The organism is Nonomuraea sp. NPDC049709, from assembly GCF_040674815.1.
In the GTDB taxonomy this organism is placed as follows: Bacteria; Actinomycetota; Actinomycetes; order Streptosporangiales; family Streptosporangiaceae; genus Nonomuraea.
This window is the reverse complement of record NZ_JBFANM010000008.1, coordinates 55689-66113: the sequence shown is the minus strand read 5'-3', so window position 1 is coordinate 66113 and position 10425 is coordinate 55689. Positions and strand designations below refer to the sequence as shown.

The 10425-nt window shown below is 71.2% G+C and carries 9 protein-coding genes; 5 read left to right on the top strand and 4 right to left on the bottom strand.

Annotated features, from left to right (window positions below; translation table 11 throughout):
- Window positions 1-15 precede the first annotated feature (15 nt).
- Complete coding sequence (locus AB0J69_RS09880) at window positions 16-1416, top strand: sugar porter family MFS transporter (RefSeq protein WP_364114854.1); 1401 nt, start codon at window positions 16-18, stop codon at window positions 1414-1416.
- A 10-nt stretch (window positions 1417-1426) separates the two neighbouring features.
- The gene (gene mug, locus AB0J69_RS09875) at window positions 1427-1921 is read left to right on the top strand and encodes a G/U mismatch-specific DNA glycosylase (RefSeq protein ID WP_364114852.1); all 495 of its coding nucleotides are present in this window, start codon (window positions 1427-1429) and stop codon (window positions 1919-1921) included.
- Between the two features lie 10 nt (window positions 1922-1931).
- Here mug and AB0J69_RS09870 read toward each other — a convergent pair whose 3' ends face one another.
- The 3 genes from AB0J69_RS09870 to AB0J69_RS09860 form a co-directional block, all read right to left on the bottom strand.
- A complete protein-coding gene (locus AB0J69_RS09870) occupies window positions 1932-2801 on the bottom strand; it encodes a CAP domain-containing protein (RefSeq protein WP_364114850.1) in 870 nt (289 codons plus the stop codon).
- A gap of 253 nt (window positions 2802-3054) precedes the next feature.
- Window positions 3055-3531, bottom strand: a complete 477-nt coding sequence (locus tag AB0J69_RS09865) for a DUF3307 domain-containing protein (protein ID WP_364114848.1) — start codon at window positions 3529-3531, stop codon at window positions 3055-3057.
- Window positions 3532-3967: 436 nt separating this feature from the next.
- Complete coding sequence (locus AB0J69_RS09860) at window positions 3968-5197, bottom strand: class I SAM-dependent RNA methyltransferase (RefSeq protein ID WP_364115154.1); 1230 nt, start codon at window positions 5195-5197, stop codon at window positions 3968-3970.
- A gap of 85 nt (window positions 5198-5282) precedes the next feature.
- On the opposite strand from AB0J69_RS09860, the gene AB0J69_RS09855 reads away from it, so the two are divergent.
- Entirely contained in the window at window positions 5283-6923 is a 1641-nt protein-coding gene (locus AB0J69_RS09855; protein WP_364114846.1) for an alpha/beta-hydrolase family protein, read from the top strand.
- Here the strand turns inward: AB0J69_RS09855 and AB0J69_RS09850 are convergent.
- Complete coding sequence (locus tag AB0J69_RS09850; RefSeq protein ID WP_364114844.1) at window positions 6910-8958, bottom strand: APC family permease; 2049 nt, start codon at window positions 8956-8958, stop codon at window positions 6910-6912. The genes AB0J69_RS09855 and AB0J69_RS09850 overlap by 14 nt on opposite strands.
- A gap of 102 nt (window positions 8959-9060) precedes the next feature.
- On the opposite strand from AB0J69_RS09850, the gene AB0J69_RS09845 reads away from it, so the two are divergent.
- Both AB0J69_RS09845 and AB0J69_RS09840 read left to right on the top strand, forming a co-directional pair.
- Window positions 9061-9726: a TrkA family potassium uptake protein gene (locus AB0J69_RS09845; RefSeq protein WP_364114842.1), complete on the top strand. Its 666-nt coding sequence runs from the start codon at window positions 9061-9063 to the stop codon at window positions 9724-9726.
- Window positions 9726-10385, top strand: a complete 660-nt coding sequence (locus AB0J69_RS09840) for a TrkA family potassium uptake protein (RefSeq protein ID WP_364114840.1) — start codon at window positions 9726-9728, stop codon at window positions 10383-10385. The genes AB0J69_RS09845 and AB0J69_RS09840 overlap by 1 nt, the downstream gene beginning before the upstream one ends.
- Window positions 10386-10425: the final 40 nt, after the last annotated feature.

Genomic DNA, 10425 nt, shown 5'->3' with positions numbered 1-10425 from the left:
GGGGGAAGGTCCGGCATGGCTACTCAATACACCCATCATGAGCATTTGGGCCACGTCGTGTTCATCACGGCCGCCGCGGCCATCGGCGGGTTCCTGTTCGGGTACGACAGCTCCGTCATCAACGGCGCGGTGGTCGGGATCCAGAAGCACTTCCAGGTGGGCCCGGTCGAGATCGGCTTCGTGGTGGCCATCGCGCTGCTGGGCTCGGCCCTGGGCGCCTGGGTGGGGGGTGGCCTGGCCGACCGGTTGGGGCGTACGCGGTCGATGCAGGTCGCGGCGCTGCTGTTCGCGGTCAGTTCGATCGGGCAGATGTTGCCGTTCGCGATCTGGGACCTGGCGCTCTGGCGGGTGATCGCGGGCTTCGCCATCGGCATGGCGTCGGTGCTCGGCCCCGCGTACATCGCCGAGGTGGCCCCGCCCGCCTACCGGGGGCGGCTGGGGTCGTTCCAGCAGCTGGCCATCGTGCTCGGGATCGCGGTCTCGCAGCTCGTCAACTACGTGATCGTGCGGATGGCCGGCGACGACGTCAACAACCACCTGTGGCTGCTGCAGGCGTGGCAGTGGATGCTGGGCGCCTGCGTCGTGCCGGCCGTTTTCTACCTGCTGTTCGCGCTGAACATCCCCGAGTCGCCGCGCTATCTGATCATGTCGGGCCGCACCAGCCGGGCGCGCGAGGTGCTGGCCGAGGTCGAGGGCGACGACGTGGACCTCGACGGCCGCATCTCGGAGATCCAGCGCGTGCTGCGCACCGAGCGCGTGCCGGGGCTGCGGGACCTGCGCGGCAGCGCGCTGGGGCTGCTGCCGATCGTGTGGATCGGCATCGTGCTGTCGGTCTTCCAGCAGTTCGTCGGCATCAACGTGATCTTCTACTACTCGTCCGTGTTGTGGCAGTCGGTCGGCATCAACCAGAGCGACTCCCTGCTGATCAGCTTCTCCAGCTCGATCATCAACATCGTCGGCACGTTCATCGCGATCTCGCTGGTGGACAAGATCGGGCGCAGGCCGCTGCTCCTGATCGGCTCGGCCGGGATGGCGATCGCGCTGGCCACCGCGGCGTGGGCGTTCAGCTTCGCCAGGGGCGAGGGCGCGGCGGTCTCCCTGCCGGACCCGCAGGGCGCGATCGCGCTCATCGGGGCCAACCTGTTCGTGCTGTTCTTCGCGCTGTCGTGGGGCGTGGTGGTCTGGGTGCTGCTCGGGGAGATGTTCCCCAACCGCATCCGCGCCGCCGCCCTGGGCGTCGCCGCGGCGGCCCAGTGGATCGCCAACTGGGCGATCACGGTGTCGTTCCCGGCCCTGGCGGATTGGAACCTGCCGCTCACGTACGCCATGTACGCCCTCTTCGCCCTCCTGTCGTTCCTCTTCGTGACCAAGTGGGTCAGGGAGACCAAGGGCCGCAAACTCGAGGACATGGGCTAATCTCCGGCACGTGCTCGAAGACATCCTCGGTCCCTCGCTCGACGTGCTGTTCTGTGGCATCAATCCCGGCCTCCTGTCCGAGGCCACCGGACACCACTTCGCCCGGCCGGGCAACCGGTTCTGGCCGGCGTTGCACCTGTCCGGCTTCACGCCCCGCCTGCTGGCGCCCGCCGAGCAGCACCTGCTGCCCTCGTACGGGCTGGGCATCACCAACATCGTGCCGCGGGCCAGCGCCAAGGCCTCGGAGCTGACCCGGGAGGAGCTGGTGGCGGGCGGGACGGCGCTGGCCGCCAAGGTGGCCGGGATCGGCCCCCGGGTGCTGGCCGTGCTCGGCGTCTCCGCCTACCGCACAGCCTTCGCCCGGCCCAAGGCGGCCATCGGCCCGAGGGACGAGCTCGTCGGCGGGGCCAGGGTCTGGGTGCTGCCCAATCCCAGCGGGCTGAACGCCCACTGGAGCCTGGCCGGCATCGCCGACGAGCTCGGCCGCCTGCGCGCGTCCCTCTAGCTCTGGTGCGTCACTTCGCGGCGAAGTCCTGCGTCCAGTAGATCTTGCCCGAGGAGTTCTTCGCCGCGCCCACCCCGATGAGCGTGTACTTGCAGTTCATGATGTTGGCCCGGTGCCCGGAGCTGTTCATCCACGCCTGCACCACCGAGGCGGGGCTCGTCTGCCCGGCCGCGATGTTCTCGGCCCAGCCGGAGCCGCCGGTGAAGCCGGCCGCCCTGATGCGGTCCATGAAGCTGCGGCCGTCCTGGGAGTCGTGGCTGAAGTAGTTCTTCGCCGCCATGTCGGCGGAGTGGCCGCGCGCCGCGGCGTTCAGCTGAGCGTCGTGCTTGAGCGGCTGACAGCCGCCCTTGGCGCGCTCGGCGTTGGTCAGCCTGACGACCTCGTTCTCCTCGGCCGAGCCCACGGTGCCGTTCGCGGGGGGCGGCGTGGTGGGGGTGGAGGTGGGGGACGGCGACGTGGGGGTGGGAGTGGGGGTGGGGGTCGGGGTGCCGCTGCCCGGGGTGCAGGTGAGCCTGGCGGCCCTGGACTTGGCGGTGCGGCCGCGGTAGTCGGTGGCCACCGCGTAATAGGTGCCCGGCTCGCAGGGGAGCGCGAGGGTGATGCGGCCGTTCCTGGTGGCGCCGCTCTTGACGACCGGGTCGGCGCCCGGGACGGCGCGCTTGATGCGGATGCGAAGCAGCGCCGAGCCGGAGCAGCCGCGGCGGGCGGCCGAGGTCTGGATCTTGAGCGTGTCGCTGACGCGCGGCTTGGCCACGCTGACGCGGCACCTGGCCGCCTCCGCCGCCGCTCCCGACGCCGCGGCGGCCTCGGCCACGCTTGCGGGCGTGGCGATCGCTGCCAGGCTTACGGCTGCGGCGAGTACCCCAAGGGGTCTACGCATAGGGGTTTTCCTCCAGTTGCGGTAGACGCTGGATGGCACCGCATTCTGTCGGGACCGATACCGATTTGTCATCAAAATCGGGACATTTCCTTAAAGCAGGAGTAAACCAGAGTGACCGCTGGGGCGTCTGCGCAGGCCATCGCGGGTGACCGAAACCCCCGCAGCACGCCGGAAAGCGCCGGCGCGAGCGCCACGCACCCGTCCTCGCCGGGCGCTATCTGCGGGTCAGGCTGGGCGGGCCGCTTGGCCCGGTTCATCCGTTCGCACCTGCCGCGATGATGAGGGCGGTGACGAACAGCCAGGCGTGGTGCCAGGACTGGTCCAGGGCGTACCGCCCGGTGCCGAGGTGCGGGGCGTCGTCATGGCCTGGCCGGGGCAGCCCCATCCGGAAGAACTCGCCCTTGCCGACCTTCTCCGCCAGCCAGGCGAGGGTGGTCCTGCGGTCCGCCCAGTAGTGCGAGGCCGCGTCCGCCAGCAGCCCCGCCGCGACGTACAGCGGGGACGGCCTCAGGCCGGTGACGAGCAGCAGCGCCCCCAGGGCGCTGAGCTTGGTCAGGGTCAGGGTGGCAACGTGGCGAAGGCAGGCCAGTCGGCCGGCCCGGCCGGGCGCCGCCTTGTGGCGGGCCTGGTGGTTGGTCTGGGCCCAGTGGTCGCCCACGCTGTGCGCGACGAGGAGGGCCACGAAGACCGCCGCGAAGGTGACGGCCCTGAGAACGGTGATCTCGGTCATGCTGCTGCCTCTCTCGTACGCGTGTCCGTACCGAAGACCGCTCGTTGCGGCGGGCGCGCCGGTCGGGTGGCTCGAATACGTTTCGCCGGCCGGGTGCCGGCGTGCGTGCTCCTCGGTCAGTCAGCTCGTCCCAGATCGGCCGAGCCATGGCGTAGATACCTCGGCCGGTCTCCTCGTTGCCGTCGTCACCTGCGCGGCGCACACCGCGGCCGGGCCGCCGCAAGATCACCGAGAGCGCGATCAAGGATGGGTTCGCCCTGGGATCGTTCGTGGGACGGAGCCGCAACGATGAGGAGTGCACAGCGCCCCGCGGCCCGGTTCGGGCCGCGGGGCGCTTTCGTGATCGTGCGTCACCGGTGCGTCATGATGCTGAGAATTCCAGAGGCTCCCGGAGACGCCATGAGACTTGGTCCGTTGCGCTGGCCAGAGGCACGTCCTAGGCCTTGACCAGCAGTGCCACGCACTCCACGTGATGGGTCATCGGGAAGGCGTCGAAGGCCCGCAGGTCGGACAGCGTGTAGCCGCGCTCGCGCAGCCAGGCCAGGTCGCGGGCGAGCGTGGCGGGGTCGCAGGAGACGTACACGATGCGCAGCGCGTCCAGCGAGGCGATCCGGTCCACGACCTCTCGCCCCAGCCCGGCCCGCGGCGGGTCCACCACCACGATGTCGGCCCGCTCGATCTGGAAGCGGTCGAGCGCCTCCTCCACGCGCCCCCGCTCCACCCTGGCCTGCGGCAGGTCACGCAGGTTGGCCCGCGCGTCGCGGACGGCCGCCGCCTCCGACTCCAGCCCGAACACCGCCCCCTCGGGACCCACGGCCTCGGCCAGCCCGGCCGCGAACAGGCCGACGCCGCAGTAGAGGTCGAGGGCCCACTCCCCCGGCTCCGGGGCCGCGTACGCCAGCACCGCGTCCACCAGCGTCTCCGCCGCCCCCGGGTGCACCTGCCAGAAGCCGCTGCCCGCCACCCGGAACTCCCGGTCGCCCACCTGCTCGTGCAGCACGCCGGACCCGCGCCGCGGCACGGTGCGGCCCTTGCCCTGGTCGAGCAGGATCGAGGCGGGCGCCTCCAGGTCGGGCACGGTGACGCTGCGCCGGGGCCGGGGCGCGACCACCACGGCCCGGTCGCCGCTGGACGAGGCGATGACCTCGACGCCGGAGGCCCCCGGCCACAGGTGGCTCTCCACCGCGACGGCCTCCACCTCCGGGTGGGCGATCAGGCAGGCGTCCACGATCTCGATGTCGTGCGAGCGGTGCTTGCGGAAGCCCAGCTCGCCACCGGACGTGGCGGCGAACTGCACGCGGGTGCGCCAGCCGAGCCCGTCCTTGGCCCCCGGCACCTCCTCCACCACGACCTCGCGCTCGATGCCGGCGAGCCGGTGCAGCTGCTCGGCCACGACCTGGGCCTTGAGCCGCCGCTGCGCCTCCGGGGTGGCGTGCTGCCAGTCGCAGCCGCCGCAGCGCCCCGGCCCGGCGTACTGGCAGGGCGGCACGACGCGGTCGGGCGAGGCCTCCAGGATCTCCACGGCGTCGGCCCGCAGGAAGCGGGTGGTCTCCTCGGTCACGTCGGCGATGACCCGCTCGCCCGGCAAGGCGTGCCGTACGAACACCACGCGCCCTTCATGGCGCGCCACACACCAGCCGCCATGGGCGACCGGACCTACCGTCAGCTCGAGAGATACCTGTTCCACAAGGACACCCTATGCCCAGCCGGGATGACTACTTATCCGACTTCTTCCATTACTCTAGGTGATCGTGGACAGGTCGCGGGTGGTGCGGCGGCGGCTCGGCTTCGGCGGGACGCTGCTGGGCACGCTGTTCGCGTGCGCGTCGCTGACGCCGTCGCTGCTGCCCCGCACGTGGCTGTACCAGGGGGTGATGGGCGCGGTCACGGGCATCCTGGGCTACGCGGTGGGTGCCTCGCTGGGAGCGCTGGGGCGGTCGTTGGTCCCGTACCGGCTGCCGGAGCGGGGGCGGCGGATGGCCTGGCAGGTCATGCTCGGCGGCTGCGCCGCGCTCGCGGTGGTGGCGCTCTGGTACAGCCTCGACTGGCAGCGCGACCTGCGGGCGCTGATGGGGGTCGACACGCGCATCACCTGGTTCCCGCCGGTGATCCTGGCGGTGACCTGCGGGCTCTTCGCGGCGGCGCTGCTGGCCGCCCGGCTCGTACGCCTCGGGGGCCGCCGGCTGAACGCCTGGCTGGACCGGTACGTCCCCGCGTACGTGGGCCACGCCTTCGGCGTGTTCGTCATCGGCCTGCTGGTCGCGGTGTTCGCCAACGACGTGCTGTTCAACGGGTTCGTGGCCAGGATGAGCGACATCTCGTCGGTCGCCAACGAGGGCACCCACCCGGGCGTGCGCAAGCCCGTGTCGGCGTTCGTGTCGGGCGGGCCCGGCTCGCTCGTGAGCTGGGAGTCGCTGGGCCGGGAGGGCCGCCGCTTCACCGGCACCGCCGCCACCCCGGCCCGGCTGGCCGCCTTCTCCGGGGAGCCCGCCGCCGAGCCGATCCGGGTTTACATCGGACTTGACAGCACCTCCTCGCCGCGGGCCCAGGCGGCGCTGGCGGTGCGCGAGCTGGAGCGCACCGGCGCGTTCGGCCGGCCCGTGCTGGCCGTGCTCGGCACCACGGGCACCGGCTGGGTGGACCCGCACATCGCCGACGCCCTGGAGTACATGTACAACGGCCGCTCCGCCATGGTCGCGCTGCAGTACTCGTACCTGCCGAGCTGGGTGTCGTTCCTGGTCGACAGGGAGAAGGCGGCGGCCTCGGGGCGGGCGCTGTTCGAGGCCGTGCGCGAGCGGTGGGCCCGGTTGCCCGCCGGGGAGCGGCCGCGGCTGCTGCTGTCGGGCGAGAGCCTGGGCTCGTACGAGCTGGAGGGGGCCTTCCGCAACCTGTCCGACCTGGTGTCCAGGGCGGACGGGGCGGTGTTCGTGGGGCCGCCCAACGCCAACCACATCTGGTACCACCTCACCAGCGCGCGCGAGCGCGGCAGCCCCGTGTGGCGGCCCGTCTACCGCTCCGGCCGGACGGCCAGGTTCGCCCAGCTGCCGGCCGACCTGGGCCGGCCACCGCGCGCCCCGTGGCCGCGCCCGCGCGTGGTCTACCTGCAGAACGCCTCCGACCCGGTCGTGTGGTGGTCGCCCCGGCTGATCTACCGCAGGCCGGCGTGGCTGGAGGGCGCGCGGGGGCCCGGCGTGAACCCGCAGATGAACTGGTTCCCGCTGGTGACGTTCTGGCAGGTGCTGGTGGACATGACGGCCGCGCTGGACGTGCCGCCCGGGCACGGCCACCGGTACGGCGCCAACATCGTGGACGGCTGGGCCGCCGTCGCCGCGCCGCCGGGCTGGGACGCGCGCGACACGGGGCGGCTGCGGGCCCTGATCAGCGGGCCCTGATCCGGCTCTCCTCGTCCTTGACCGTCTTGTGCCACGGACGCCGGACCGACCCGGGCGCGAACGGCTCCGGCCTGCCCTGCAGGCGGTCGGAGGAGTGCAGCTGCCACGGCACGCTGGTCACCATGACACCCGGCTTGAACAGCAGCCGCGCCTTCAGCCGCAGCGCGCTCTGGTTGTGCAGCAGGTGCTCCCACCAGTGGCCGACCACGTACTCGGGGATGAACACGGTCACCACGTCGCGCGGCGAGCGCCTGCGCAGGGTCTTGACGTAGTCGAGGATGGGCTGCGTGATCTCGCGGTAGGGCGAGTCGAGCATCTTCAGCGGCACCGGGATGCCCCGCCGCTCCCACTCCTCCTGCAGCTTGCGCGCCTCCTCGCCCTCGACGCCGACGGTGACGGCCTCCAGCGTGGAGGGGCGGGTGGCGCGGGCGTACGCGAGGGCGCGCATGGTCGGCTTGTGGATCTTCGAGACCAGCACGATCGTGTGGTTGCGGGCGGGCAGCATGGCCGGCTCGTAGTCCTCGGTGATCTCCAGCTCGGCCGCCACGTTGTCGTAGTGGCGCCTGATGCCCTTCATCATGAGGAACAGGATCGGCATCGCGATCACCACGATCCACGCGCCCACCAGGAACTTCGTCAGCAGCACGACGATCAGCACCAGCCCCGTCATGACCCCGCCGAAGAAGTTGATCACGCGCGAGCGGTGCATCTGGCGGCGGATCCTGGGGTCGGTCTCGGTCTTCAGGTGGCGGGTCCAGTGGATGACCATGCCGGTCTGGCTGAGCGTGAAGGAGACGAAGACGCCGACGATGTACAGGTTCAGCAGGCGGCTGACGTCCGCCTGGAACCCCCACAGCAGCAGGCACGCGCCCAGCGCCAGGATGACGATGCCGTTGGAGAAGGCCAGGCGGTCGCCGCGGGTGTGCAGCTGGCGCGGCAGGTAGCGGTCCTGCGCCAGGATCGAGCCGAGCACCGGGAAGCCGTTGAAGGCCGTGTTGGCCGCCAGGAACAGGATCAGGGCCGTCACCGCGGAGATGATCACGAACGGCAGCGACCCGCCCCCGAACACCGCGTCCGCCACCTGGGAGATGATCGGCTGCTGGTAATAGCCGGGGCCGACGGGCGTGCCGTCCGGCCTGAGCAGGTCCTCGGCGACCACCGACGGCTCGGCCACCTTCACCCCGGAGGCCAGGCCGAGGGCGATGATGCCGCCGAACATGGTGATCGAGACCAGGCCCATCATCAGCAGCGTGGTGGCCGCGTTCTTGCTCTTGGGCTTCCTGAAGGCGGGCACGCCGTTGCTGATGGCCTCGACACCGGTCAGGGCGGCGCAGCCGGAGGAGAACGCGCGCAGGACCAGGAAGGCCGCGGCGAAGGCGGTGAGGTTGGTCTGCTCGGGCTCGATGCTGAAGTGGGCGCTCGGCGCCTCGATCGCCTCCCCCAGCACCAGCAGCCGGAACCCGCCCCAGGCGATCAGGCTCAGGACGGCGATCATGAACGCGTACGTGGGAATGGCGAAGGCGGCGCCGGACTCGCGGATGCCGCGCAGGTTGACCACGGTGAGCAGGATGACGATGACGATGGCGACGGCGGGCTTGTGCTGCCCCACGAACGGGATCGTGGCGCCGACGTAGTCGACGCCGTTGGCGACGGACACCGCGACGGTCAGCACGTAGTCGACCATGAGGGCGCTGGCCACGGTCAGCCCGGCGTTCTTGCCGAGGTTGGTGGTGGCGACCTCGTAGTCGCCGCCGCCGCTGGGGTAGGCGTGGACGTTCTGCCGGTACGACGCCACGACCGTGAGCATCACGACGACGACGGCGATCGCGACCCAGGGGCTGAAAGAGTAGAAGGAGACGCCGGCCAGCGACAGGATGACCAGAATCTCCTGGGGGGCGTACGCGACGGAGGACAACGCGTCGCTCGCGAACACGGGGAGCGCGATCCGTTTGGGGAGTAGTTGCTCGTGGAGCTGCCCGCTACGCAGGGCACGTCCCACGAGCAAACGTTTGACAAGATCCGTTACCTTCGCCACGTAACGAGATGCTAGCCCCACGACGAGGCCCTAAACGAGGCGCTCCCCCATCGGGCCATACTGGTGTCGAACAACCGGCCGACCGCGACGATGCGGGGGGAAATGCATATAGTGATCATGGGGTGTGGCCGGGTCGGATCGACCCTCGCCCACATCCTCGAAGACAGCGGGCATTCCGTCGCGATCATCGACCGCGACCCGCAGGCGTTCCGCCGCCTCCGGGCCGGGTTCCGCGGGCGGCGGGTGACCGGCGTGGGCTTCGATCGCGACGTGCTCACCGAGGCCGGCGTCGAGTCGGCCACCGCCTTCGTCGCGGTCTCCAGCGGCGACAACTCCAACATCATCTCCGCCCGCGTGGCGCGCGAGACGTTCGGCGTCGACAACGTGGTGGCCCGCATCTACGACCCCCGCCGGGCCGAGGTCTACCAGCGGCTGGGCATCCCGACGGTGGCGACCGTACGGTGGACGGCCGACCAGATCATGCGCCGCATCCTGCCGGAGGGCGCCGAGCCGCTCTGGCGCGACCCCACGGGCACCGTCGTCCTGGCCGAGGTCACCGTCAACCCCTCCTGGATCGGCACCCGCGTCATCGACCTCGAATCCCGCGCCCGGACACGCGTCGCCTTCCTCAACCGCATGGGAGAGGCCCTGACCATCACGGAGGACTCCGTGGTGCAGGAGGGCGACGTGCTGCACGTCATCGCCGCGGAGACCGACATGAACCGGATCAACAAGGTGCTGGCCGCGGCACCGGAAGAGGACGAGTGATGCGCGTCGCCATCGCCGGAGCCGGCGCCGTCGGCCGCTCCATAGCGGCCGAGCTCCTGGAGAACGGCCACGAGGTCCTGCTCATCGACGTCGACCCCCGGGCCATCAAGATCGACAGCGTGCCGCGCGCCGAGTGGCTGCTCGCCGACGCGTGCGAGATCGCCTCCCTGGACGAGGCCGGCCTCAACAACTGCCACGTCGTGGTCGCCTCCTCCGGCGACGACAAGGTCAACCTCGTCGTCTCCCTGCTGGCCAAGACCGAGTACGGCGTGCCGCGCGTGGTGGCCCGCATCAACCACCCCAACAACGAGTGGCTGTTCAACGAGTCGTGGGGCGTCGACGTGGCCGTCTCGACCCCGCGCCTGCTCAGCGCCCTGGTGGAGGAGGCGGTCAGCGTCGGGGACCTCGTACGGCTGATGACGTTCCGGCAGGGGCAGGCGAACCTGGTGGAGCTGACCCTGGCGGAGGACGCACCGGTGGTGGGGCAGCGGGCCGGCTCGGTGCCCTGGCCGGTGGACTCCGCCCTGGTGGCGATCCTGCGGGAGGGACGCGTGCTGGTGCCGACGGCGGACGATCCGCTGGAGGCCGGGGACGAGCTGCTGTTCGTGGCCAGCCAGGAGGTCGAGCAGGAGCTCGCCCACCTCCTCTCCCAACACTGACCCCTCGGGATCCGCCCACCCGCGAGCCGGCTGCCGGGTG